This window comes from Streptomyces sp. NBC_00075 (assembly GCF_045041225.1).
Taxonomy (GTDB): domain Bacteria; phylum Actinomycetota; class Actinomycetes; order Streptomycetales; family Streptomycetaceae; genus Streptomyces; species Streptomyces adonidis.
Genome location: NZ_CP108243.1, coordinates 743,531 through 768,698, shown reverse-complemented (window position 1 = coordinate 768,698; position 25,168 = coordinate 743,531). Strand labels below are relative to the sequence as shown.

The following is a 25,168-nucleotide window of genomic DNA, read 5'->3' as shown; positions in this document are numbered from 1 at the left end:
CGGAGTATGCGGTGACCTCGCTGAGTATTCGATGTGCAGATTCCCTGAAGCCTGGATTCGTATCGGTTTGACCGACACAAAGCCATGAGGCGATTACGGAAAGTGTTTCGCTGTGCCTTTCCTGTGCGTCGGCTTGATCGGGAAGCGCGATGCGGGCGAGCAGCGGCGGCATGGGGGACCGGCTCGATCCGGACATCGGATCCGGTCACCGCGCACGGATATGTCGGGGACCGGCGGGGCGCGGTCAGTGGGACGAAAGCCCTGCGTGCAGCCGGTACCGCGTCACCGACGAGGTGTCCGCGCCGGCCGCCGGAGTCCGCCCCGAACGACCACTCCCACCAGGGCATTCGCCGCAGTGCGCGGTGCCGGCCCGACTCCTCGGCAGGTAGGCCGGGATCGACTGCTCAGAGGACGGAGCCGGTGGAATGGATCTTGTCTGCTTCGGCGGGCGTCATCGGCATATGGGTGGTTGTTCCCGGCGGCTCTCGGTCAGGCCCTGGCAATGGCCGATTCGCTGTTTCGCAAAGGGAGTTGGCAAACGCGTTTGAACGCCCCACGTGAACCGTCCGTACCTACAGCCATCCAGGCGCCCCAGTCGGTCGCCGAGAACGATCGGCGGCTAAGACCCCGCCCCGCAGGAGGTCAAGAAGTTGAGTCACAAGCGAGTTCCGAAGCGTAAGGCCGCGATAGCGGTGGGCAGTGTCGCGGCGATCGGCGCGGCGGCACTGCTGCTGCCCAACGCCATGGCGTCCCAGACCGACGCTGCGGACGGCGCGGCTCCGAAGACCCTGAAGGCGACGGCGGCCTCGGATCTCGCCTCGCAGCTGGAGGAACTGCTCGGGGACGCCTTCGCGGGCTCCTACTACGACGCCGACAAGCAGCAGCTCATCATCAACGTCGTCGAGGTCGAGGGTGACAACAACAACGTCATCATCCAGGCCCAGAAGGCCGGAGCAGCCGTCCGCGAGGTCGAGAACAGCATCGCGGAGCTGAAGGCCGGCGCGCAGACGCTCAAGGCCGAGGCGACCATCCCGGGCACCGCCTGGTCCGTCGACCCCCGGACCAACAAGATCCAGGTCACCGCCGACAGCACGGTCACCGGCGCCAACTGGGACACCATCGAGTCGACCGTCCAGAGCCTCGGCGCGGGCATGGCGACCATCAAGAAGAGCGCGGGCACCTTCAAGCCCCTCGCCGTGGAGGGCGGCGACGCCATCTTCGGCGGCGGCGCCCGCTGCTCCCTCGGCTTCAACGTGGTGACCGGTGACGGCACGCCCGGCTTCCTGACCGCCGGTCACTGCGGTGTCGCCGCGGCCGAGTGGTCGGAGGAGGAGGGCGGCGCGCCGATCGGCACGGTCGAGGCGGCCACCTTCCCGGGTGACGGAGACTTCGCACTCGTGAAGTACGACGATCCGGCGACCGTGGCCGACAGCACCGTGGACGTCGGCGGCGGCCAGACCGTCGACATCCTCCAGGCCGCTGAGGCCGAGGTCGGCCAGCAGGTCTTCCGGATGGGCTCCACGACGGGCCTCAACGACGGTGAGGTCACCGGCCTCGACGCCACCGTGAACTACCCCGAGGGCACCGTCACCGGCCTCATCCAGACCAACGTCTGCGCGGAGCCCGGCGACAGCGGCGGCTCGCTGTTCACCCAGGACGGCAGCGCGATCGGCCTGACCTCCGGCGGCAGCGGCGACTGCACGGTCGGCGGCGAGACCTTCTTCCAGCCGGTCACCACGGCCCTGGAGGCCGTCGGCGCCACCCTCGGCGCGGCTGACGCCGGCGCCGGCGAGGAGGCCGGTGCGGGCGAGGAGGCCGGTGCGGGCGAGGAGGCCGGCGCGGGCGAGGAAGCGGGCGCGGGCGAGGAAGCGGGCGCGGGCGAAGAGGCCGGCGCTGGTGAAGAGGCCGGCGCGGGCGAGGAAGCCGGCGCTGGTGAAGAGGCTGGTGCCGGTGAGGAAGCCGGTGCGGGCGAAGAGGCCGGACTCGGTGAAGAGGTCGGCGGTGACGAACTCGGCGGTGTGGACGACCAGGCCACCGAGGGCGTGGACGACGGCACCGGTCTGGAGACCGAAGGCCACTGACCGGCCACACCACCAGTAGTACCGGCCGCCAGTGAAACGGTCCGGCCCTCCGGCGGGAGGGCCGGACCGTTCTGCGTGCGGGGGCCTCCGGCGGTGCAGCGGCGACGCCCTGTTCGGCCCACGCGTGCGTGACATGGCCCCGGGCCTCGCCCTGTCGACCCGACGGCGGTGGACGACCGGCCGCGCCGGCACGGCGGCTGTCACGTCGCCGGACGCGTCCTCGGCGCAGGTACGCGTCGCATGTCCCGGGCGTCGCTCTGAACGCCGTACGGCCCAGGACCACTGGCGTGCAGGGCCCCCTCCGACAGGGTGGCTGTCACGTCTTCGGAGGGGCCCTTGGCGCAGGTGTGCGTCGCATGTCCTAGGCCTCACCCTGAACGCTGAACGGTCCGGGGCCGCTGGCGGGCAGCCCCCTCCCGTGGGGCGGCTGTCGCCGCCCCGACACGTCCTCGGGTCAGGTGTGCGTCGCGTGTTCCGGGCCTCGCCCTGAATGCCGAACGGTCCGGGGCTGCTGGCGGGCAGCCCCCCTCCCGCGGGGCGGCTGTCACGTCCTTGGATGTGCCCTCGGCGCAGGTGGGCGTCGCACGGACCAGGGCTCACCTGCGGGCTCGCCCCTTCCGTACGGCAGCCGTCGCCTCTCCGGACGCGTTTTCGGCGTGGGTGGCCCTCCCCGAGAGTCGTCAGTTCTGTGGTCGTGCTCTCAGTAGTAGCAGTGCGATGTCGTCCGCCCGGGCCGTTGCCCCCGCGCCGAACTCGATCAGCCCGTCGGCGAGTTCGTCCAGGGGGCGGTCGCCGGTCTCCGCGAGCCGTTGCCCCAGGGCGGTGAGCGCCTCGTCGATGTCGACGCCCGGGGACTCGATCAGGCCGTCGGTGTACAGGGCCAGGACCGAGCCCGGTGGCAGCTCGACCTCGGTCGTCGGGTACGAGGCCGAGGCATCGATCCCCAGCAGCGGGCCCCCGGCCAGATCCAGGACCCGTACCTGACCGTCGGGGCGTCTCAGCAGTGGCTGCGGATGCCCCGCACGGGCCATCACGGCCCGCCCGGATCCCGGGTCAAGCCGCAGATACAGACAACTGGCGAACAACTCGGTCCCGAGGTCGATCAGCAGCCGGTTGGTGCTGCTCATCACCTCCTCAGGCGCCTGCCCGACGGTCGTGTACGCCCGTACGGCCGTACGGAGCTGACCCATCAGGCCGGCCGCCGTCACGTTGTGCCCCTGGACGTCCCCGATCACCGCCGAGGCCCGCCCGTGCGAGGTCACCAGGTCGTAGAAGTCGCCGCCGATGTCCATGCCCTGGGTGGCGGGCAGATAGCGCGCCGCGGCCTCGAATCCGGGCAGCGACGGCAGGGAAGCGGGCAACAGGGCGGCCTGGAGGCCGTGCGCGACCCGGTGCTTGGCGTCGTACAGCAGGGCCCGCTCCAGGGCCTGGGCGATCAGACCGCCGAGACTGGTCAGGACGGCGCGCTCGTCGGCCGGGAATGCGTGCTGTTCCGCGTACCCCAGTACGCACGTGCCCACCGGCCGCCCGGACGCGATCAGCGGGAGATACGCCCAGGCCGCCATCGTCCCGGGCACCTCCCGCACCGCCGGATACAGCCGGTCCAGCTGGCCCCGCGACTCGAAGAATGCGGGCACCCCGGTGGTGAGGACCTGCGTCCCCGGGGTCTGCTCGGTGAGCGGCAGCCCGTCGAAGCGCTCCACGAGCTCGGGGTCCTCGAATCCCCGGTGCCCGACCACATGCATGCGCCCGCCCCGCGAGCCCAGCATCACCAGGGTCTGGCAGCCCACCGCCGGCATGATCTCGTCCGCGACCAGCTGGACCACGTCCTGGACGCCCGCCGCCTCGGTGAGCGCCCCCGCCAGGGACAGCACCTGCGAGATCGTGACCAGGCTGGACGGGCCGCCCGGCCGACGCTCCGCCCGGTCCAGCTCGGCCACCGCCCGCGCCCTGGTGATCCGTACGCTCAGTCCGGTCGTGCTCGGATACAGCCGGAACGACAGCCAGTCGCCGGGCGGGCGCAGTGCCACGAACGAGGTGACGTGCAGGCTGAACAGCGCGGCGCGGTAGCGGTCCTCGTACATCGGATCGTTGAGCCAGGGCACCGACGCCCACAACCGACTGCCGAGCAGCCCGTCCGCGGGGATCCCCAGCAACTCGGTGGCCGCCGCGTTCACGAAACCGACCCGGCCGTGCAGATCGAGCGAGCACAGCCCGTACGGCAGCCGTGACACCATCCGCGCCGCCTCGACCGAGCCGAGGGTGTCGGCCACTGGCGTGCCCGGCCAGGTGGCCAGCAGATCCGCCTCGGGCCGCAGCGTACGGTGCTCGGCGGCGGCCCGCTCCAGCCGCAGCGCCAGCCGGTCGCAGGCCGCGGTCAGCCGCTCCCGCTCCTGATCCGACGGCTCCGGCGGATGCGAACCGGGCCAGGTGACGAAGACCGCCCCGTACACCGTCGAGTCGGTCGCCACCGGCAGGGCGGCAAGGGCGAAGGGGTACGGCAGCACGACGGCGACCCGTGGATACCGCCGGGCCATGTCCTCCTCGCCGCCCACCCACACGAACCGCCGCTCGCGTGCTGCCTGGGCGACGGGCACCGGCGACCCGAGCCCGACCCGCTCCCACGGCGCGGCGAAGGCCCGGGGCAGCCCGGCCATGACGGCCATCTCCAGTACGGACTCGCCCGGGGCCAGCAGATACAGGCCGCCCGCGTGGGCCTGGACGTCGTCCATCATCCCGGCCAGCGCCAGCGACAGGAGCGGCCTGTCGAACGCCGCGGAACCGCCGCCCGGTCGCCCCCGTTCGGAGGCCTGCGCATCGCCCACGCGGACCACCTCCTCACCGGACGGTGCACTCCCGGCTCAAGGCTCCCTCCACTCGCCCCACGGCGCACGGCGAACGGCCCGGCGCCGCGGTGCGGTGCTGGTGTTCTCGCCCCCGCCGCCCCTACCCGTTCCCATCCTCGGGGGCTGCCGCCCCCGAACCCCCGCCACGGGCCTGAACGGGCCTTGTCCTCAAACGCCGGACGGGCTGAAAGATCCAGCCCCGGCCGACGTTCGAGGACAACCGCGCCCAGCCCGCCCATTTCCCCGCCCACTCGCCCCCGCCGCACGTCAGCACGGGCCTGTGCATTCCAGCCTGTCTGGCGCTTGAGGACGAGCGCGTCCAGCGCGAGCCACTTTCCCACCCACCCGTACCCCCACCCAGCCCGTCCGGCGTTTGAGGACGAGCGCGTTCAGCGCGACAAGCGGGGGTCTGGGGGCGGCAGCCCCCAGGGATGGGAACGGGTAGGGGCGGCGGGGGCGAGAACACCAGGGCCGCCCGGTGTGGACAGCTCGGGGGTGGGCACCAGGAGTCACGGCTGTTGTGGGGCCGTCGTGCGGGGTGCGGACTGGGCCGACCGGTGTCGTCGGAGCGGCACAGGGGCTGCGCCGGAGCCCCATACGCGCTGTAATGACGACGTGGTCAGTGAGGACGCGAGACGCGGCACGAGAACGCTGCGTGCCGAACTTGCCCTCAAGACGCTCCCCGCCGACCTCGACCCCCGGGAGTACCTGCGCCGCGTCCTCGAACAGGCGCTCGTCTTCGCGGATGTGGCCACCGCCGCCGTGTACACCCCCGGTGACGGCGGTGACCTGCTGTGTCTCGTCGAGTCCGCCGGGGTGCCCCGCACGCTGTACGGCCTGCGCGACAGCTACGCGGTGGCCGGCGGATCGCCCGCCTCCGAGGCTCATCGCACCGGCAGGCCCGTCTGGCTCGGCCCCGGCGAACTCGCCGACTGCGCCGAGTCACGGCGGATGCCGACCGCCGACGTCCACCTGGCCGCCCTGCCCGTCCGCGCGGGGGCGGCCGTCGGTGACGGCGGGTGTCTGCTCGCCGTGACGGAGAGTCCCGGCGGCTTCGACGACGACGCCCGGGACTGTCTCGCCCTGCTCGCCGACGCCGTCGCCTGGCCCGCACCGATCGCCGCCGGGGATCAGGGCGAACTTCCCGCCAACGCCTTCAGCCTCGCCATGGACACCGGCCGGGTCGAGGTCGGCGACGAACTCCTCGAACTGTTCGCGCTCGACCGGACCGACTTCGACGGCAAGGTCGAGACCCTGCTCGGGCTGACCGTGCCCGAGGACCTGCCCTCCCTGATGTCCGTCGTCGAGGCCGACCACATGTCCATCGGCGACCGCGAGCTGGAGTTCCGGGTGCTCCAGCCCGCCGGCCCACCCAGGTGGCTCAGACTGCGCGGCCGGCTCGTGACCGGCGGGGAGGGCCGGCCCGCCCGGCTCGTGGGCACCGTCGGCGACGCCTCCACCCTGCGCTCCGGCGTCACCGACGTGGCCCGCGTCCAGCGCCTCGCCGCCGCCCTGGCCACCGCCGGGACCGTCCGCGACGTCAGCCAGGCCGTCGTCACCGCGCTGCGCGAACCGCTGCGGGCCGACCGGATCGCCCTCGCCGAACTGGAGAACGACCGGCTGGTCGTCACCGTCCTCGACCCGCCCGAGCCCGAGGCCTGGCCCGAGTCGTGGCGCCTCGAATGGCGCTCCGAGTGGCCCGAGTCACCCGTCCGTTCCATGCCCACGCTGGCCGCCGCCCTGCGCGAGGGCCGCGCCGCGATCTGGCCCGCCGGTACGGAGATGGAGCCCGCGCTCGACGGCGTCGGCCCCGGCGGTCTCGCCGTACTGCCGCTGCCCGCCGGCGGCCGGATGGCCGGCCTCTGCCTGATCGGCTGGGACAGCCCGCACGAGTTCGGCACCGACGAACGCGCCCTGCTCACCGCCGCCGCGGGCCTCGCCGGCCAGGCCCTCACCCGCGCCCACGCCTTCGACGCCGAACACGAACTCGTCGGCATGCTCCAGCGCTCCCTGCTGCCCCGCCGCCTGCCCAAACTGCCCGGCGGGGTCGCCGAGGCCCGCTACCTGCCGACCACCGAGGGCCTGGAGGTCGGCGGCGACTGGTACGACGTGATCCCGCTCCCCGACAACCACGTCGCCCTCGTCATCGGCGACGTCCAGGGCCACAACGCGAGCGCCGCCACCCTCATGGGCCAGATGCGCACCGCCCTGCGCGCCTACGCCGTCGAGGGCCACCCGCCCGACGTCGTCGTCTCCCACTCCAACCGGCTCCTCGCCGACATGGAGACCGACCTCTTCGCCACCTGCTGCTACGTCGAGGTCGACATGGAGGAGGGCACCGCCTGGTACGTCCGCGCCGGCCACCTCCCACCGGTCGTCCGCCACCCCGACGGCACCACCGAGGTCGCCGAGTCCGACGTGGGCCCCCCGCTCGGTGTGCTGCCCCGGGCCGACTTCCCGATGAGCATGCTGCGCCTCCAGCCCGGCACCCTGCTCGCCCTCACCACCGACGGCCTCGTCGAGTCCGCGGAGACCGACGTCGAGGACGGACTCAACGCCCTCGCGGCCGACCTCGCCGCCGCCGACCCCGCCCACCTCGGCCTGGTCGCCGACGCCCTGCTCGCGGGCGCCAACCGCAACGACGACGTGGCCCTGCTCCTGCTGCGCTACGACGGCATGGAGAAGCGCCCGCTGCGCGAGAGCTGGACCGTGTGGCGGGTGCCCGAGGCCGTCCGGCACGCCCGCCGCTTCAGCAAGCGCACCCTGCGCACCTGGAGCCTGTCCGGCGAGGCGGGAGCCCAGGAGAACATCCAGGAGAACATGGACACCGTGCTTCTCGTGGTGTCCGAACTGGTCACCAACGCCCTCGTGCACACCGACGGCCAGGTCCGCCTCGACCTCACCCTCTTCAACGGCCGGCTGCGCGTAGCCGTCGCCGACAACTCGCCCCGCACCCCCATCAGACCCACGAACCTCGGCTGGGAGGCCACCGGCGGCCGGGGCATGCTCCTGGTCGAGGCCATGTCGGCGGCCTGGGGAACCGTCCCGGTCAGCGGCGGCAAACAGGTGTGGAGCGAGATCGTCCTGGAGCCCTGACAGGCACCCGCACCCGTCACCCGGAGGCACCGGAGATGCACCCGTGCCGGTCACCCAGAGGCACCGGATATTACGTACCGGGAAATCGAAGCTAGGGTGAACGGATGAAGGCTCTCGTGCTCTCCGGCGGCGCCGGCACACGGCTTCGGCCGATCACCCATACCTCGGCGAAGCAGCTCGTGCCCGTGGCCAACAAACCCGTGCTGTTCTACGGCCTGGAATCCCTCGCCGACGCGGGCATCACCGAGGTCGGCATGATCGTCGGCGACACCGCGGCCGAGATCGAGGAAGCGGTCGGCGACGGCTCGAAGTTCGGCCTGAAGGTCACCTACATCCCGCAGGAGAAGCCCCTGGGCCTCGCCCACGCGGTGCTGATCGCCCGGGACTTCCTCGGTGACGACGACTTCGTCATGTACCTCGGCGACAACTTCATCGTCGGCGGCATCAGCGCCCTCGTCGACGAGTTCCGCGGACTGCGTCCGGACGCCCAGATCCTGCTCACCCAGGTCCCCGACCCGCGCTCCTTCGGCGTCGCCGAACTCGACGCGGACGGCCAGGTGATCGGCCTGGAGGAGAAGCCCGAGCACCCCAAGAGCGACCTCGCGCTCGTCGGTGTGTACCTCTTCACCCCGGCCATCCACGAAGCCGTACGCGCCATCCGCCCGTCCTGGCGCGGCGAGTTGGAGATCACCCACGCCATCCAGCACCTCATCGACACCCGGTCCGACGTACGATCCACGCTCATCAAGGGCTACTGGAAGGACACGGGGAACGTCACCGACATGCTGGAGGTCAACCGCATGGTCCTGGAGGGCCTGGAGCGGCGGATCGACGGCGACGTGGACGACGCGTCCGAGACCATAGGGCGTGTGGTGATCGAGGAGGGCGCGAGCATCACCCGCTCCCGGATCGTCGGACCCGTCGTCATCGGCGCCGGAACCGTCGTCAGCGACTCCTACGTCGGACCCTTCACCTCCCTCGCGGAGAACTGCCGGATCACCGACAGCGAGCTGGAGTTCTCCATCGTGCTGCGCGACTCCTCCATCGCCGGGGTCGGCCGCATCGAGTCCTCGCTCATCGGCCGGCATGTCGAGGTGACCCCGGCCCCCAGTGTTCCCAGCGCCCACCGACTCGTCCTCGGAGACCACAGCAAGGTGCAGATCCATTCATGAACCTCCTCGTCACCGGCGCCGCCGGATTCATCGGCTCCATGTACGTCCGCAACCTCCTCGCGTCCGACGCTCCCGACGCGCCCCGGATCACGGTGCTGGACAAGCTCACGTACGCGGGCACCCTGGAGAACCTGCCGACCGGGCATCCCCGGCTGAAGTTCGTCCAGGGCGACATCTGTGACGCCGAACTGGTCGACAAGCTGATGGCCGAGGCCGACCAGGTGGTCCACTTCGCCGCCGAGTCCCACGTGGACCGCTCGATCGACGGCGCCGCCGACTTCGTCCGCACCAACGTGGTGGGCACCCAGGTGCTCCTTGACGCGGCCCTGCGCTACGGCGTCGGCCCCTTCGTGCACGTCTCCACCGACGAGGTGTACGGCTCGATCGAGACCGGCTCCTGGCCGGAGACCCACCCGCTGGCCCCCAACTCGCCCTACTCGGCGTCGAAGGCCTCCTCCGACCTGCTCGCCCTCGCCTACCACCGCACCCACGGCCTGGACGTGCGCGTCACCCGCTGCTCCAACAACTACGGGCCGCACCAGTTCCCCGAGAAGGTCATCCCGCTCTTCGTCACCAACCTCCTCGACGGCAAGAAGGTCCCGCTGTACGGCGAGGGCCTCAACGTCCGCGACTGGCTGCACGTCGACGACCACTGCCAGGGCATCGACCTGGTGCGCACCGGCGGCCGGCCCGGCGAGGTCTACAACATCGGCGGCGGCACGGAACTGAGCAACAAGGAACTCACCGGGCTGCTCCTGGAGGCCTGCGGGGCCGACTGGGACAGCGTGGAGTACGTCGAGGACCGCAAGGGCCACGACCTGCGCTACTCCGTCGACTGGAGCAAGCTCCACGACGAGCTGGGCTACACCCCGCGCCACGACTTCGCCACCGGCCTCGCCGCCACCGTCGCCTGGTACCGCGACAACCGCGCCTGGTGGGAGCCCCTCAAGCAGCGCGTCGGCACCGCGGCGAAGCAGGTCGAGGGATGAAGTGGCTGGTCACCGGCGCCGCCGGCATGCTCGGCCGCGACACCGTCGAGGAACTCCTCAGGCGCGGTGAGGACGTCGTGGGCCTCGCCCACGCCGCCCTGGACATCACCGACCCCGACGACGTGCGCCGCGTCCTCACCGAGCACCGGCCCGCCCTGGTCGTCAACTGCGCCGCCTACACCGCCGTCGACGACGCCGAGACGGACGAGGACACCGCGCTCCGCATCAACGGCGTCGGCCCGCGCCTGCTCGCCCAGGCCTGCGCCGAGCACGGCGCCCGGCTCATCCACGTCTCCACGGACTACGTCTTCGACGGCGAGGCCCGCAGCGCCCCGTACCCCGAGGACCACACCCCGGCCCCGCGCACGGCGTACGGCCGCACCAAACTCGCCGGTGAGCAGGCCGTCCTGGCCACGCTGCCCGACGCGAGCGTCGTCCTGCGCACGGCTTGGCTGTACGGTGCCCACGGCGGCAACTTCGTGCGTACGATGATCGACCTGGAGGCGCGTCGGGACACCCTCGACGTCGTCGACGACCAACGCGGTCAGCCCACTTGGAGCGCGGACGTCGCCGCACGCATCGCCGACCTCGGACCCCGCATCGGTCCCGAGGCGAACGGTATTCTCCACGCCACCAACTCCGGCGAGGCAACCTGGTTCGAGCTGGCGCGCGAGGTGTTCCGCCTCGTCGACGCCGACCCGGACCGGGTGCGCCCCACCACCAGCGCGGCCTTCGTCCGGCCCGCACCCAGGCCCGCATACAGCGCCCTCGGCCACGGCCGCTGGCAGCAGACCGGTCTCGGACCCCTCCGTGACTGGCGTACCGCCCTGCACGAAGCACTGCCACACATCCGCAAGGAGATTTCCTCGTGAAACGTCATGAGTTCCTCCGGGAGCTCCACAAGGTCAGCGCGAACAGGAACTACCTGGAGATCGGCGTCAACGACGGCCGAAGCCTGACCCTGTCCCGGGTACCCAGCATCGCGATCGACCCCGCGTTCAAGGTGGTCTCCGAGATCCGCTGCGACGTCCATCTCGCCAAGGCCACCAGCGACGACTTCTTCGCCCGGCAGAACCCCCTCGCCCACCTCACGGGCGGCCGGCACCCGCTGCGCAACCTGGCCCGCAACCGCAGCCCGTTCGGCTACTGGCAGCGCACCACGCTCGACCTGTCGTTCATCGACGGCATGCACCTGTTCGAGTACGCGCTGCGCGACTTCATCAACGTCGAGAAGCACTCGGACTGGGCCAGCGTCATCGTCCTCGACGACATGCTGCCCCGCAGCATCGACGAGGCCGCCCGCGACCGGCACACCAACGCCTGGACCGGCGACGTCTACAAGCTGATCGAGATCCTCGCCCGGTACCGCCCCGACCTGGTCACGGTCCTCGTCGACACCGCGCCCACCGGACAGCTCATCGTCTTCGGCGCCGACCCCGACAACACCGTGCTCTCGGACAAGTACGACGAGATCATCGCGGAGTTCGAGGTCGCGGACCCGCAGAAGGTCCCCGAGAGCGTCCTGGAGCGCACCCCGGCCGTCAAGCCGGAGACCCTCGTCGAGGCCGCCTTCTGGGCCCCGCTCGTCCGCTCCCGCAACCGCGGCACCAAGCGCGGCAAGGGCTGGGAGCAGCTGCGCCGCAGCCTGGAGCCGCTGAGCACCAGCCGCTGACGCCAGACTGAACAAAACCCGGGGCCCGGCAGCTCATCAGCTGCCGGGCCCCGGGATTTCGTATGGGTCGGTTACTGCTTGTCGCGCAGGCCCGCGTAGTAGGCCGCGCAGTCCGCGTACGACGGCAGCAGCCCGGCCCGCTCGGCCTCCGCCAGCGTGGGCGCCTCGGCGTCCTTCTCCGACAGCACCGGCTCGATGCCCTCGGGCCAGGCGATGCCCAGCGCCGGGTCGAGCGGATGCACGCCGTGCTCACGGCCCGGCGCGTACCCGGTCGAGCACAGGTAGACCACGGTGGCGTCGTCGGTGAGCGCCATGAAGGCGTGCCCGAGGCCTTCCGCGAGGAACACGGCGTGCCGGGTGTCGTCGTCGAGGCGTACGGCCTCCCACTGCCCGTAGGTGGGCGAGCCGACCCGGATGTCCACCACGACGTCCAGGACCGCGCCGCGCACGCACGTCACGTACTTGGCCTGGCTCGGCGGTACGTCCGAGAAGTGCACCCCGCGCACGACACCCCGGCGCGAGACCGAGCAGTTGGCCTGGGCGAGGGAGAGGTCGTAGCCGGTGGCCTCGCGGAACTCCTCGCCGCGGTACCACTCGTGGAAGCTGCCCCGGTCGTCCGGGAAGATCTTCGGCTCCAGTACCCAGGCGCCTTCGATGTCCAGTGCGCGCATGGTCTCAGGCTCCGTTTCCGCGTCGCAGCCCGGCCTTGCGGGCGATCTTCCCGAGGGTGCGCCGCACCTTGCGGACCACCTTCTGACCGGTGCTCGGCCCGGCCGGCTTGACCGGCCGTACGACCTGGACGCGGCCGGCCTTGGCGGCGAGGCTGACGGACATCGCCAGGAAGCGCGGCTCGTCGGCCTCGGGTGCGAGGCACAGGGCGGGCTTCCAGGTCCCGTCGGCCAGCGCGCTGCCGGGCAGTGTCGCCTCGAAGAAGGCACCGGACAGCGTGCCCTCCACGTCCACGGGCGCGGCGGCGGTCGCCGAGGTCAGGCGCAGCAGCGCCTTGGTGTCGCCGGGCACGTGCAGCGGCAACGCGACACGCAGCCGGTCACCCGTGACGGTGACATCGTCCGGCTTGAGGCGACCGAGACCCACTCCCTTCACCGCACGATCGACATCGAGCGACAGGGTGGCCTGCTTGGCGGTCCAGTACGGCAGGACCACGCGACCGGCGACCACACCGGCCGGGGGCACCGGACGGGGGTCCAGTTTGACCGGGCCGAGACGGCACTCACGGGTCCAGCCGCCCAGCTTGATCCGGACGAACACGTCGAACAGACCGCCGCCGAGGGCGACACCGCCCGCCGCCGTACCGGGGTCGACGGTGGCCGTACCGCGCAGCACCAGCCGCACCTGATCGTCCTCGTCGGCCGGGAGGGTCTCGCGGGTCAACTCCACCGGCTGGAAGAACTGGGCGGCCGTGGACCGCTCACGCACCAGGAAGTCCGCCGTCGCGCTCCCGAACCGGGCGACGGTCGAGGCCGCCACGCGGGCGATCGCGTCGTCGGCGTCGGTGGGCGTGCCGTCCAGGTCGGCGCCGTCGCTGTCGTCCTCGGCGGGGAACGTCATCGGCTTGCCGTGGGAGGTGAACTCGGCGCTGAAGCCGACGTGGAGGACCCCGTCCTGCCACTCGACACTCAGGGGAGTGGCCGAGGGGGCGAGCGACGCCTCCCACTCGGCGAAGGCGATCACGTCGTCCAGCCGGTCGGCGGCGATCAGCGCCGCGACGATCCGCTGCGCCTCCTGCATGCCGTTGGCGACACCCGGCCCGAAGCGCTCGACGACGACCCCGCGGATCTCGTCGAACATCTCCTTGCGGTAGTCCTCGGGCAGCTTGAGGAGACGGTTGCTGCGCATCCGCTCGACCATCTCGTTGCGCAGCCAGCGCCGGAACAGCCGGTCGCGCACGGCACCGGGCTCGGTGTACCGCTCGACGACATCGAGGGCCTCGCGCAGATTCCGGAAATACCCCACGGGGTCGAAGCGCTGGAATCCCGCGTTCGAGGCGTCGTCGCGCTTGACGTGGTAGTAGCAGACGTAGTCGCTGAGCACGGAGACGTTGTCCGCGCGCAGATAGGCCTCGGTGACGAAGACATGGTCTTCGAGCCGCCGCCGACCCTCGGGGAAACGCAGCCCGATACGGTCGAGAAAGGCCCGCCGGACCATCTTGTGCGGGGTGAGACTGTCGATCAGCGGGGCGTTCTCGACACTGGCCTTGGGGTGGTTGTGCCGGAACAACTCCACCGGCACCGGGCGGCCCTTGCCGGCCATCTTTCCGACGATCACATCGGCACCGTTGGCCACGCCGTAGTCGTACATCCGCTCAAGGGCCTCGTCACCGAGATAGTCGTCGTTGTCGACGAACATCACGAACTCGCCCTGCGAGGCCTCGATACCGACGTTGCGCGGCTTGCCCGACCAGCCCGAGTTCTCCTGGTGGATGACCTGGATACGCGGTTCCTCCGCGGCGAGCTGGTCCAGCCGGGCCGGGGTCTCGTCGGTGGAACCGTCGTCGACGAAGATCACTTCGTACTCGTCGGCGGGCAGCGACTGCCGCAGCAGCGACGCGACGCAGTCCTCGATGTACGGTCCCGGGTTGTACACCGGAACGATGACGCTGACCTTGACCGGCATGCGGCTGGAAGCCCCCTTTTGGCTTTACTCCCCGTTTCCGCAACGGCACGGTCCGGGATGCCTGATACTAACCGGGCGCGACCCTCGCGCCCGAAGGGGCGCGTCAGCGCCCTTGAGGGGCGCGGGGAACTGCGCGACAAGCCACGACGGCGCCGCGGCCGCAAAACGGCAAATCGCGGCACCCCCTACGCACCCCCTACGCTCACCAACGTGCGCCTCCTGCTGCTTTCCGACACCCACCTCCCCAAACGCGCCCGCGAGCTACCGACGCAACTTCTTACCGAACTCCCGCACACAGACGTAGTGATCCACGCCGGCGACTGGGTCGACACACCCACCCTCGATCTCCTGGAGGCCCGCTCACGCCACCTGATCGGCGTATACGGCAACAACGACGGCCCCGACCTACGCGCAAGACTCCCCGAGGTGGCCTACGCCGACCTCGGCGGCCTCCGCCTCGGCGTCGTCCACGAGACCGGCCCCGCACAGGGCCGAGAGGCCCGCTGCACCACCCGCTTCCCCGACCTCGACGTCCTCGTGTTCGGCCACAGCCACATCCCGTGGGACACCACGACGGACACCGGCCTCCGGCTGCTGAACCCCGGCTCGCCGACCGACCGCCGCCGTCAGCCGCACTGCACGTACATGACGGCGACGGTGACGCACGACGGCCGCCTCACCGACGTGGAACTGCACCGACTGCCGCCCCGCCGGAGCTAGCCCACCTTCGGCGGATGGATCGCGCCGGCCGTCGCCGTCAGCGCGACCCCGCTGCCGCCCCACCGCAGCGCGACGATCTCGGCGGCCACGGACACCGCGACCTCCTCGGGCGTACGCGCGCCGAGGTCCAGCCCGATGGGGGAGCGCAGCCGGGACAGCTCGGCCCCGGTGAGGCCGGCCTCCGTCAGCCGGGTCCGGCGGTCGTCGTGGGTGCGGCGGCTGCCCATCGCCCCGATGTACGCGGCGGGGCGGCGCAGCGCCTCCTCCAGCAGCGGAACGTCGAACTTCGGGTCATGGGTCAGGACGCACACCACCGTGCGCTCGTCGGTGTCCGTGCCGCGCAGATAGCGGTGCGGCCAGTCGACGACCACCTCGACACCCTCGGGGAACCGCTTCGGGGTGGCGAAGACCGGGCGCGCGTCGCAGACGGTGACCCGGTAGCCGAGGAAGGCGCCGATGCGGGCCACGGCGGCGGCGTAGTCGATGGCGCCGAAGACGAGCATGCGGGGCGGGGGCGCGAAGGAGTGCAGGAACACGGTGACGGCGTCCTCGCGCCGCTCCCCGTTGGGCCCGTAGTGCCGCAACCCCGTTGCCCCGAGGGCGAGTTCACCGCGTGCGTCGGCGGTGACGGCCACGTCGAGGCCGGTCGCGCCGAGCGTGCCGGACACCTCGTCGGGCCACACGGCGAGCGTGGCGCCGCGTGCCGCCGGACCGTCGGTCACGGTGGCCACGGTCACCGGCCGGCCCGCCGCCACGGCCTTCGCGACCGCCGCGAAGGACGGATCGAGGGCGGGCGTCACGGGCCGCACCAGCACGGTGATCTCGCCGCCGCAGGTCAGTCCCACGGCGAAGGCGTCCTCGTCGCTGTAGCCGAAGGTCGCGAGTCGCGCCTCGCCGTCCGCCACCACCTCCTGGGCCAGCTCGAACACCTCGCCCTCCACGCACCCCCCGGACACACTGCCCACCACCTCGTCACCGGGTCCGACCGCCATCGCGGCCCCGGGATCGCGGGGCGTGCTGCGGCTGACCGAGACGACGGTGGCGAGGCCGAACGGTTCGCCCGCCGCGTACCAGCGCCCGAGCGCCGGGAGGATGTCACGCACGATCCGCTCCTTTTGTCGCCCATGTGACTCGATCATCGACCATCAGTGCCAAAAGCTGAAGATTACTCAACAGTCACTTGGTATTGACGACCACTGATGCGCGCGGGACTGTAATGGACATGTCGAAGTTGCGCGTGCATCTGCTCGGCGTACTGGTCCTGGTCACGGGTTTCCTGACCACCGTCGGCTCCCAGCCCGCCCGGGCCGACACCCTCTGGTTCGACACCCCTACCTCTACCACCCTCACCGTCCAGAACGGTCGGTTCACCGACGCTCTGGGCCGCGAGGTCGTGCTCCGCGGCTACAACGTCTCCGGTGAGACGAAGCTCAAGGAGAACAACGGACTCCCCTTCGCCTCGGTCGCCGACGCCAAGAAGTCCGCGACCGCGCTGCGAGCGCTCGGTGGCGGCAACAGCGTCCGCTTCCTGCTCTCGTGGGCGTACGCGGAGCCCGTACGTGGCACGGTGAGCAGCAGCTATCTGGCCGCCGCCACCGCTCAGATGGGTGCCTTCCTGGACGCGGGCATCCGCGTCTACCCCGACTTCCACCAGGACCTCTACTCCCGCTGGCTCTTCGACTCCGACAGTTGGTACACCGGCGACGGCGCCCCCAAGTGGGCCGTCGACCTGGGTGACTACCCGGACGAGTACTGCGGGATCTGCCCCTTCTGGGGACAGAACATCACCTCCAACGCGGCGGTGACGGAGGCGACGTACGACTTCTGGCACAACACCAACGGCGTCCAGGACTCGTTCCTCCTCACCGCACAGAAGACGATGGCGTACCTCAAGGCAAACCTCACCAGCGCCCAGTTCACGGGTGTCGTCGGCTTCGACCCGTACAACGAGCCGCACTTCGGGACCCTCGACTCCGGTCAGACCAGCCGGACTTGGGAGAAGGACGTCCTCTGGCCCTTCTACGTCAAGTTCCGCGCCCGGATGGACGCGGCGGGCTGGCAGGACAAGCCCGCCTTCGTCGAGCCGAACCTCTTCTGGAACGCCAACATCGACTTCCAGAAGCAGGAGGGCGGACTGCTCGACGCGGGAGCCATCGGCACGCGCTACGTCTTCAACACGCACTTCTACGACCAGAAGGCGATCTCCGGCGTCTTCATGTGGGGCAACGCCGAGGACGGCCAGTACGTCACCGACTTCGGCACGGTCCGCGACCGGGCCGCCGCCCTCGGGACGACCGGGATCATCAGCGAGTTCGGCCACCCGCTGGCCGGCTCGGTCTCCGGCAAGGCGCCCACGGTCTACAAGGCGATGTACCAGGCCCTCGACTCCCGGGTGAAGGGCGCGAGTTGGTGGTCCGGCGCGAGCGGATCGGGGCCGGTGCTCTCCGGCAGCCAGTGGCAGTGGGACATCTACAACGGCCGCCACAACGAGCTGATGAACGACAACCCCGACAAGGTCCTCACCACCGGCGACGCCTGGAACGACGAGGACCTGTCCGCCGTACGCCTCGACGACTCCGGTACGGCGGTGCTGCGGCAGGACGCCCGGATGCTGGACCGCGTCTATCCGGGCGCCACGGCCGGGACGACGCTCGCCTTCACCTACGAGGACCGCTCGCGGGACGGCTCCACGACCCTCACCTGGAACCCGGTGCCGAGTTCGCTGCCGAACGTGTCCACGCTGGTGGGCTCGGGGCAGTACAGCGTGCTGGTGTGGCGCTCGAAGGGGATCTCGGCGCCGACGGAGCTGCATCTGCCGGCGTCCTTCCCGACCGCGACGACGACGGTGGTCTCCGACCTCGGCACGGTGTACGGGCCGCCGGCCTACTCGTCGACGACGCCTGTCGCGGCGGGGACGGAGCCCGGTGGCACGGGGAGTCGGCGGTTGCTGCTCACCGCGGCGGACTCGGGGGTTCTGCACTACGCGCTGGTGACGAATGGGGCGACGGCTCCTTCGGCGACCCTGCTGAGTGCTGCGCGGGCTGAGCTGGCTTCTTGGGCCGCGTCCGAGTTCAGTTAGGTAGTTCTTCGGCCGCCGGCCGGTGGGGGCTTGTCGCGCCCACGCGGCGGAGCCGCAAATTGACACAGCCCCGCGCCCCTGAAAGATCAGGGGCGCGGGTGCGCGCGTGGCTTCAGCAGAACAGGTACCTCAGTTGGTTGTCGGGCTTGTCCAGTCCGCCTCGACATGGGCGAGGCGGACTCTCTGCGGGTGGTCGCCGACCGGGACCGACACCGTCTTCTGGCCGGTGGTGAAGTCGATGGCCGTGATCTGGTCGGCGCCGCTCTCGGAGATCACGCAGGACTTGCCGTCACCGCTCACCGTGGCCCAGTAGGGCTTCGAGGCGGTGACGAGCGGGCCCTCCTGGAGGGTCGTACGGTCGACGACCGTCGCGTAGTCGTCCATCGTGCCCGCGACGCACAGCTTCGTGCCGTCCGGCTTCATCGAGATGCCGTGGTGGCGTGAGTCGTTGACGAACGTGGTGCGGTCGTCGCTGGTCGCCGGGTTCTTGGGCAGGGTCTTCGTCCGGGTGATCCGGTCGGTGGCGATGTCGTACTCGAAGAAGCCGTTGAAGAACGAGACCTGGAAGTACAGCTTCGTCTCGTCGGGCGAGAAGGCGGCGGGACGGACCGCGTCCGAGTAGTCCGTGAGCCCGATCGCGTCGAGCCGGTCCCGCATGTCGATCACCCTCACCTGCTGGAAGGTGGCCGCGTCGACGACCGTGATCTTCCGGTCGCCCTTCGTGAAGTCCTGCCAGGGGGCGTCCTGCGAGGTGTTGACGTCCCCGATGGACATGTTCCAGATGTACTTGCCGTCCTTGGTGAAGATGTTCTCGTGCGGCTTGTCGCCGGTCTTGAACGAACCGATCTGCGCACCGGTGTTGATGTTGAGCACATGCACGGTGTTGGAGATCGAGGCCGAGACCGCGACCCGTGTTCCGTCGGGGGAGACCGCCATGTGGTCGGAGCGGTAACCCGACACGGGGAAGCGCCAGTTGATCGCACCGGTGGCCAGGTTGATCGACACGACGTCGGCGAAGCTCGGCCGGGACACCACCATCGACTTGCCGTCCGGGGTGGAGTACATGTCGTCGACCAGCTGGTCGTGGCCCTCGCCCACGCCGTTGCGGATGGCCATGAAGTAGATCCACTTGATCGGGTCCGCGTTGATCGCGGCCAGCCGTGCCTCCTTGTCCGGTACGACGTTGATCCGGCCGATCTTGGCGAAGTCGCCGGTGGACTTGATGACGTCCGCGGTGCCTTCCCAGTTGTTGCCGACGAACATCACCTCGCGCAGGCTCGCGGCCGCGGTGGCGCCCTCGGCGTCGGTCGCGGCCACGGCGGCGCTCGCGGGGGCGGTGACGGTCAGGACAAGGGCGGCGGCCATGGCACAGAGGTACCTGGATCTGGAAGCGGACATGCGTGCTCTCCCCTCCGGGAGTGGGCGATGGGCTGTGGCGGGTGCATGACATGCGTGAGAGAAAATCTGAACACGGTCACGTTCAGATTGGACTTACTGGAAAGTAAGGAGGGGGTGCCCTTCTCCACAAGAGTGCGTACACGACAAACTTGGCCACCGGACCGACGGAGGAGGGTTCATTGGCGGGCAGGCTCAAGGCGCCGACCGGTCGTTACGCGGGCAAGACGGCCGAGGAACGGCAGATCGCACGGCGCGGGCGATTCCTGGACGCCGCACTCCAGCTGTTCGGCGACACCCCGGGCTACCGCTCGACGACCGTCGCCGCGCTCAGCGAGGCGGCCGGCCTGTCGACCCGCCAGTTCTACGAGGAGTTCCGCACCCTGGAGGACGTGCTGGCCGCCCTGCACCTCCTGGTCAACGACTGGGCCGAGGAGGCGGCGCTCACCGCGCTGGCCGCCGCCGAGGACCTGCCCCTCGCCGAACGCGCCGCCGCGATCTTCCGCGCCTACGCCGCCAACGTCACCGCCGACCCGCGCCGCATCCGCATCACCTTCGTCGAGATCATCGGTGTCAGCGCCCGCCTGGAGGAACAGCGGCTGGCCCGCCGCTCCCGCTGGGTGAAGCTCATCTGCACGGAGGCCGAGGCCGCCGTCGCCGCGGGAGAGGCGGCGCCACGCGACTACCAGCTCGCCGCGACCGCCTTCATCGGCAGCGTCAACGGCCTGCTGCACGACTGGAGCGCCGGCTGGGTGAACGCCACGCTGGACGAGGTGGTGGACGAGCTGGTGCGGATGCTGCTGGGCATCCTGCGCCCGGCGGGGTGGGTGCCGGTGGACGGGGAGGGCGCCGCCCGCGCCGAGACGGAGCCGGATCCCGGCCCCCTGCGGTCATGATCGCTACACGTGCGGGGGTCCGCCGTCCGGCGGGCGGGAGTGTCGCGCCCCAAAGGGGCGCGGGGAACTGCGCGACCAGCCCCCACCGCCCCGCGGCCAAGCAACTACCCGTGCCGCGGAGCGACTAGCGCCGCAGCGCAGCCAGAAACAGGCCGAGCGGCACCGCCATCGCCGCGAGCGTCAGACACGCGGCCGTCAACCGCCCTTTCAACCGGAGGTACTTCGCCTCGTACTCGGCCCGCAACTCCGCACTGCGCACAGCGGTGCGCTGCCAGGACGCACGGGCAAGAGCGAGCTGCTCCGCCTCGAACTGCCTCTCCAGCTCCGCCCGCTGATGGCTCGTCAGCCAGTCGAACCGGGCCGAGAAGCGGGCCGCCGCCTCGTGTCCCTCCTGACGCGTGGCGGCGATGAGCAGATGCCCCTGGATCTCGTTGACGAGGCTCGTCACGTCCGTCCGACGGTCGTCGTCTCTCGTGGTCACCGTCGGGTCAACTCCCTCTGCGGGGTGGCGTGGTGGAGGTCGAACGCCGGGGATTCGCTGCGGATACGGGGGAGGGAGACGAAGTTGTGGCGCGGGGGCGGGCAGGACGTGGCCCACTCCAGGGAGCGGCCGTAGCCCCACGGGTCGTCGACCTCGACCTTCTTGCCGTACTTGGCGGTCTTCCAGACGTTGTAGAAGAACGGGAGGACCGAGAGGCCGAGCAGGAACGAGCTGATCGTCGAGATCGTGTTGAGGGCGGTGAGGCCCTCGACCGCGAGGTAGTCGGGGATGCGACGGACCATACCGTTCGGCCCGAGCCAGTGCTGGACGAGGAAGGTGCCGTGGAAGCCGATGAAGAGCGTCCAGAACGTGATCTTGCCGAGGCGCTCGTCGAGCATCTTGCCGGTGAACTTCGGCCACCAGAAGTGGAAGCCGGAGAACATCGCGAAGACGACTGTGCCGAAGACGACGTAATGGAAGTGGGCGACGACGAAATACGTGTCGGACACGTGGAAGTCGATGGGGGGCGAGGCCAGCATCACCCCGGTCAGGCCGCCGAAGGTGAAGGTGATGAGGAAGCCGGTGGCCCAGAGCATCGGTGTCTCGAAGGACAGGGAGCCCTTCCACATGGTTCCGATCCAGTTGAAGAACTTCACGCCGGTCGGTACGGCGATGAGGAACGTCATGAAGGAGAAGAACGGGAGGAGGACGCCGCCGGTGACGTACATGTGGTGGGCCCACACGGTCACGGACAGACCCGCGATGGCGATGGTGGCGCCGATCAGGCCCATGTAGCCGAACATCGGCTTGCGGGAGAAGACCGGGATGACCTCGCTGATGATGCCGAAGAACGGCAGGGCGATGATGTACACCTCTGGATGCCCGAAGAACCAGAACAGGTGCTGCCACAGCAACGCCCCGCCGTTCGCGGCGTCGAAGACATGTGCCCCGAATTTCCGATCCGCCTCCAGCGCGAAGAGCGCGGCGGCGAGGACGGGGAAGGCGAGCAGGACCAGGACCGCGGTCAGCAGCACGTTCCACACGAAGATCGGCATGCGGAACATGGTCATGCCGGGGGCGCGCATGCAGATGATGGTGGTGATGAAGTTGACCGCGCCGAGGATGGTGCCGAAGCCGGAGAAGGCCAGGCCCATGATCCACAGGTCGGCGCCGATGCCCGGGGAGCGGACGGCGTCGGAGAGCGGGGAGTAGGCGAACCAGCCGAAGTCGGCCGCGCCGGAGGGGGTGAGGAAGCCGCCGACGGCGATGAGCGAGCCGAACAGGTAGAGCCAGTAGGCGAACATGTTCAGCCGCGGGAAGGCGACGTCGGGGGCGCCGATCTGGAGCGGCATGATCCAGTTGGTGAAACCGGCGAACAGCGGTGTCGCGAACATCAGCAGCATGATCGTGCCGTGCATCGTGAACGCCTGGTTGAACTGCTCGTTCGACATGATCTGAAGGCCCGGCCGGGCCAGCTCGGCGCGCATGAACAGCGCCATCACGCCACCGATGCAGAAGAACGCGAACGACGTCACCAGATACAGCGTGCCGATCGTCTTGTGGTCCGTCGTGGTGAGCCACTTGACGGCTCGGCGACCGGTGGTGGTGCGGGGTGGGAGCTCGATGGTCTTCACGCCCCGCCTGTGTCCGCGCCCGGTCCCGGCGTCACACTCGGACGACGCGACAAGAATCACGGAGACGGGTGTGACGATCCGCGGACTGCCGGACACCAACGGAGCATGAGCAACGACGAGACCTTCGCCGCTGCCTATCGCGAGCACTACTGGGCGGTCAGCCGCTATGTCGCTCGGCGACTGGACGGCCGTACGAGCGAGGTGGAGGAAGTGGTGGCGGACGTCTTCACCGTCGCCTGGCGACGCCGTACCGATCTGCCGGCGTCCCCGCTGCCCTGGCTGTACGGCGTGGCACGCAACTGCCTGGCCAACGCGGTACGCGGCCAGGGCCGCCGCCGACGGCTCGTCGACCGGGTGGGCAACGACGAGACGGCGCACGGCAGACAGGTCGTGGCGAGCCCCGACGCCGAGTCGCCGGGCGCCTGGGTGCACGAGGCGCTCGGCCGGCTCACCCCGGCCGACCAGGAGATACTGCGCCTGACGGCCTGGGAGGGACTCGCCGTCGACGAGGTCGCGGTGGCCCTGGGGTGCGGTACGCGCGCGGCGGCGATGCGGCTGCACCGGGCCCGGCGCCGGCTGAGAACCGAGATCGACCGGATACGCCCCGCGCTCGCCGCCGACGTGAACTCCCCGAAGGAACACGGCCATGCCTGACGAACTCGACCTGCTGCGCGCCGCCGACCCGGTACCGGCGGGCGGCCCCCTCTTCGGCGACGGCCCCCTGGACCACGACGCGGAACGCCGCCTGAACCAACTCCTCCACACCAGCGGCCGGTTCGGCCGTCGCCGTACCCGCTGGACGTGGAGCCTCGCGACCGTCGCCGTCGTCGCGGTGACCGCGCTGGCCCTCCTCCTCGCGGGCCCGAACACGGCCCCGGCTGTGGCCGCACCCCGCCCGCTGCTCGTGCAGGCCGGCTCCACCCCCGTACCCCTGGCCAGGATGGCCGCGATCGCCGACGCGGCGGCCGCGGACGGCTCACCGGAACTCCGGAGGGGCACCCACGTACAGACGTGGAGCATGGGCATGTCGGAGGACAAGCCGCCGATCACGCTGCCCGTCGAGCGCATCGTGCGCTGGCACGCCGACGCGAGCCATACGGAGCTGGTGGTGGCGACGGATCCCCGGCATCCCGGCCGTCCGGTCCTCTCCGAGGGGGACGGCGAACCCGGCCTGGTCGAGGACGGGCATGTCATCAGCGAACAGACGTTCGGTCCGAGCTGGAGCGACGCCCCACCCGAGTCGCCGCCACCGCACGACCCGGAGCGCCTGAAGGCCTACCTCCAGGAGGCACAGCACCAGACCACACCCCTCACGACACCCGAACTCCTGGACGCGGTAAGGGTGTTGCTCGACCACTGGACCCTCGGCGCCCGCGAGAACGCGGCACTCGCCGCGCTGCTGGCGGACGCGGAGGGCCTGCGCCCCGTCGGCCGGGTGACGGACCGGCTCGGCCGCCCCGGCCAGGCGTACGTGTACGACGGCCACGGTGCCCGCCGCATGCTGATCCTGGCCCCGACCACCGGCACCGTCCTCGGCCTGGAACTCACCGCGACCTATGCGGAGCCCGAGTGGGGCCTCAAGAAGGGCGACGTCATGGATTACAGCGCCTGGATGCGCTGATCAGGAACCCTCCTCGTCCCACGCCTGCAACACCGTCTGGTCGACGATCTTGCCGTCGCGGAGGGACAGCATCGAGCCGGCCAGGACTCGGACGCCGTCCGGGTACAGACAGGACTCGGTGTAGGCGACCTGGTCGCCCTGGACGACGACCTGTTCCAGTTTGTGGGTCATGTCCCTGCTGTAGACGTCGTTCAGCATGGTGCTGATCTCGTCGCGTCCGTGCATGACCATCGGGTGGCTGGGCTGGGTGTTGTGGTCGACGACGCGGAGTTCTGCGTCGTCGGCGTAGAGCGACAGCAGGGCCGTCGCGTCCTGTCCTTCGATGCCCCGGCGCAGTGCTTCGGTGTCGAAGGTGTGGCTTGCCGCGGTGCCCATGGTGACCTCCTCCGAGGGGGCGCGGCCCGGTCGGGCGCGGGCCGCGAGGGGCCCCTCCTTCTGAGGCTCCTCCGTCCCGGTGACCTCGGCAAGCGCAGGCAGAAGATGAGCCTGACGAGTGAGGAGAGCGGGGTGGCCGTGTCCGGGGAGGGGCGCGGGCCGTTGCTGAATGCATGATCTCAACACGACGAATCGCCGCCGCCGTTGGTCTCGCCGTCGGCGTCACCGGCCTCGCCGCCCCGCTGGCCGGTGCGGCCCCCGCCGCCGACCAGAACGCGGGCAAGCTGAACCCGATCGCCCAGCTCGACTCGCTCGCCGTGAGCGAGATTCCCGCCCAGTACCACGACGACCTGCCCCGGGTCTCCACCCAGCTCAGCTCGCTCAACCGGCTGAACGACCTCCAGCAGCTGCACCAGGTGACCGACATGGCCGCCCCTGTTACCGGGCTGCTGCCGGGCATCGAGGCCTGACAGACGT

At 70.5% G+C, this 25,168-nt stretch carries 20 protein-coding genes; 12 read left to right on the top strand and 8 right to left on the bottom strand.

The features are described 5' to 3' along the window. Window positions 1-650: 650 nt before the first annotated feature. On the top strand, window positions 651-2,081 hold the full coding sequence (locus tag OG787_RS03460; protein ID WP_405534252.1) for a S1 family peptidase: 1,431 nt from the start codon (window positions 651-653) through the stop codon (window positions 2,079-2,081). 680 nt (window positions 2,082-2,761) lie between these two features. Here OG787_RS03460 and OG787_RS03455 read toward each other — a convergent pair. After that, window positions 2,762-4,906 (bottom strand): SpoIIE family protein phosphatase, encoded by a 2,145-nt coding sequence (locus OG787_RS03455; protein ID WP_405534251.1) that lies wholly within the window; start codon window positions 4,904-4,906, stop codon window positions 2,762-2,764. 636 nt (window positions 4,907-5,542) lie between these two features. Here OG787_RS03455 and OG787_RS03450 point away from each other — a divergent pair. From OG787_RS03450 to OG787_RS03430, 5 genes are all read left to right on the top strand, one after another. Next, the gene (locus tag OG787_RS03450; protein WP_369036930.1) at window positions 5,543-8,023 is read left to right on the top strand and encodes a SpoIIE family protein phosphatase; all 2,481 of its coding nucleotides are present in this window, start codon (window positions 5,543-5,545) and stop codon (window positions 8,021-8,023) included. A gap of 104 nt (window positions 8,024-8,127) precedes the next feature. Beyond that, on the top strand, window positions 8,128-9,195 hold the full coding sequence (locus OG787_RS03445) for a glucose-1-phosphate thymidylyltransferase (protein ID WP_369036931.1): 1,068 nt from the start codon (window positions 8,128-8,130) through the stop codon (window positions 9,193-9,195). Then, window positions 9,192-10,184, top strand: a complete 993-nt coding sequence (rfbB, locus tag OG787_RS03440) for a dTDP-glucose 4,6-dehydratase (RefSeq protein ID WP_369036932.1) — start codon at window positions 9,192-9,194, stop codon at window positions 10,182-10,184. Before OG787_RS03445 ends, rfbB begins: the two co-directional genes overlap by 4 nt. After that, window positions 10,181-11,056, top strand: a complete 876-nt coding sequence (rfbD, locus tag OG787_RS03435) for a dTDP-4-dehydrorhamnose reductase (protein ID WP_369036933.1) — start codon at window positions 10,181-10,183, stop codon at window positions 11,054-11,056. The genes rfbB and rfbD overlap by 4 nt, the downstream gene beginning before the upstream one ends. Next, a complete protein-coding gene (locus OG787_RS03430; protein WP_235472767.1) occupies window positions 11,053-11,856 on the top strand; it encodes a class I SAM-dependent methyltransferase in 804 nt (267 codons plus the stop codon). Before rfbD ends, OG787_RS03430 begins: the two co-directional genes overlap by 4 nt. A 71-nt stretch (window positions 11,857-11,927) precedes the next feature. Here the strand turns inward: OG787_RS03430 and rfbC are convergent, their stop codons facing one another. After that, window positions 11,928-12,527: a dTDP-4-dehydrorhamnose 3,5-epimerase gene (gene rfbC, locus OG787_RS03425; protein WP_405534250.1), complete on the bottom strand. Its 600-nt coding sequence runs from the start codon at window positions 12,525-12,527 to the stop codon at window positions 11,928-11,930. Window positions 12,528-12,531: 4 nt separating this feature from the next. Further along, entirely contained in the window at window positions 12,532-14,490 is a 1,959-nt protein-coding gene (locus OG787_RS03420) for a glycosyltransferase family 2 protein (RefSeq protein ID WP_405534249.1), read from the bottom strand. A gap of 210 nt (window positions 14,491-14,700) precedes the next feature. Here OG787_RS03420 and OG787_RS03415 point away from each other — a divergent pair, with 210 nt between their 5' ends. Continuing rightward, on the top strand, window positions 14,701-15,210 hold the full coding sequence (locus OG787_RS03415; RefSeq protein WP_405534248.1) for a metallophosphoesterase family protein: 510 nt from the start codon (window positions 14,701-14,703) through the stop codon (window positions 15,208-15,210). Here the strand turns inward: OG787_RS03415 and OG787_RS03410 are convergent. After that, window positions 15,207-16,313, bottom strand: coding sequence for an XdhC family protein (locus OG787_RS03410; protein ID WP_405534247.1), 1,107 nt, complete (start codon window positions 16,311-16,313; stop codon window positions 15,207-15,209). The two genes, OG787_RS03415 and OG787_RS03410, sit on opposite strands and share 4 nt — an antisense overlap. A 113-nt stretch (window positions 16,314-16,426) precedes the next feature. On the opposite strand from OG787_RS03410, the gene OG787_RS03405 reads away from it, so the two are divergent. After that, window positions 16,427-18,289 carry an endoglycosylceramidase gene (locus OG787_RS03405; protein ID WP_369036938.1) on the top strand — a complete coding sequence of 621 codons (1,863 nt, stop codon included), beginning with the start codon at window positions 16,427-16,429 and terminating at the stop codon, window positions 18,287-18,289. A 129-nt stretch (window positions 18,290-18,418) separates the two neighbouring features. On the opposite strand, the gene OG787_RS03400 is transcribed toward OG787_RS03405, so the two are convergent. Further along, window positions 18,419-19,687, bottom strand: coding sequence for a YncE family protein (locus OG787_RS03400; protein ID WP_369036939.1), 1,269 nt, complete (start codon window positions 19,685-19,687; stop codon window positions 18,419-18,421). 179 nt (window positions 19,688-19,866) lie between these two features. Here OG787_RS03400 and OG787_RS03395 point away from each other — a divergent pair, with 179 nt between their 5' ends. After that, on the top strand, window positions 19,867-20,580 hold the full coding sequence (locus tag OG787_RS03395) for a TetR/AcrR family transcriptional regulator (RefSeq protein ID WP_405540399.1): 714 nt from the start codon (window positions 19,867-19,869) through the stop codon (window positions 20,578-20,580). A 124-nt stretch (window positions 20,581-20,704) separates the two neighbouring features. On the opposite strand, the gene OG787_RS03390 is transcribed toward OG787_RS03395, so the two are convergent. Both OG787_RS03390 and ctaD read right to left on the bottom strand, forming a co-directional pair. Then, window positions 20,705-21,061 (bottom strand): hypothetical protein, encoded by a 357-nt coding sequence (locus OG787_RS03390; protein ID WP_369036941.1) that lies wholly within the window; start codon window positions 21,059-21,061, stop codon window positions 20,705-20,707. Beyond that, window positions 21,058-22,695 carry a cytochrome c oxidase subunit I gene (gene ctaD / locus OG787_RS03385; protein ID WP_405534246.1) on the bottom strand — a complete coding sequence of 546 codons (1,638 nt, stop codon included), beginning with the start codon at window positions 22,693-22,695 and terminating at the stop codon, window positions 21,058-21,060. The genes OG787_RS03390 and ctaD overlap by 4 nt, the downstream gene beginning before the upstream one ends. A 105-nt stretch (window positions 22,696-22,800) precedes the next feature. Between ctaD and OG787_RS03380 the strand changes: the two genes are divergently transcribed. Together OG787_RS03380 and OG787_RS03375 are read left to right on the top strand one after the other, a co-directional pair. Further along, entirely contained in the window at window positions 22,801-23,349 is a 549-nt protein-coding gene (locus OG787_RS03380; protein ID WP_369031046.1) for an RNA polymerase sigma factor, read from the top strand. Further along, entirely contained in the window at window positions 23,342-24,316 is a 975-nt protein-coding gene (locus OG787_RS03375) for a CU044_5270 family protein (RefSeq protein WP_405534245.1), read from the top strand. Before OG787_RS03380 ends, OG787_RS03375 begins: the two co-directional genes overlap by 8 nt. On the opposite strand, the gene OG787_RS03370 is transcribed toward OG787_RS03375, so the two are convergent. Beyond that, window positions 24,317-24,691 carry a nuclear transport factor 2 family protein gene (locus OG787_RS03370; RefSeq protein WP_405534244.1) on the bottom strand — a complete coding sequence of 125 codons (375 nt, stop codon included), beginning with the start codon at window positions 24,689-24,691 and terminating at the stop codon, window positions 24,317-24,319. A 173-nt stretch (window positions 24,692-24,864) separates the two neighbouring features. Here OG787_RS03370 and OG787_RS03365 point away from each other — a divergent pair, with 173 nt between their 5' ends. Further along, a complete protein-coding gene (locus OG787_RS03365; protein ID WP_369031049.1) occupies window positions 24,865-25,161 on the top strand; it encodes a hypothetical protein in 297 nt (98 codons plus the stop codon). Window positions 25,162-25,168: the final 7 nt, after the last annotated feature.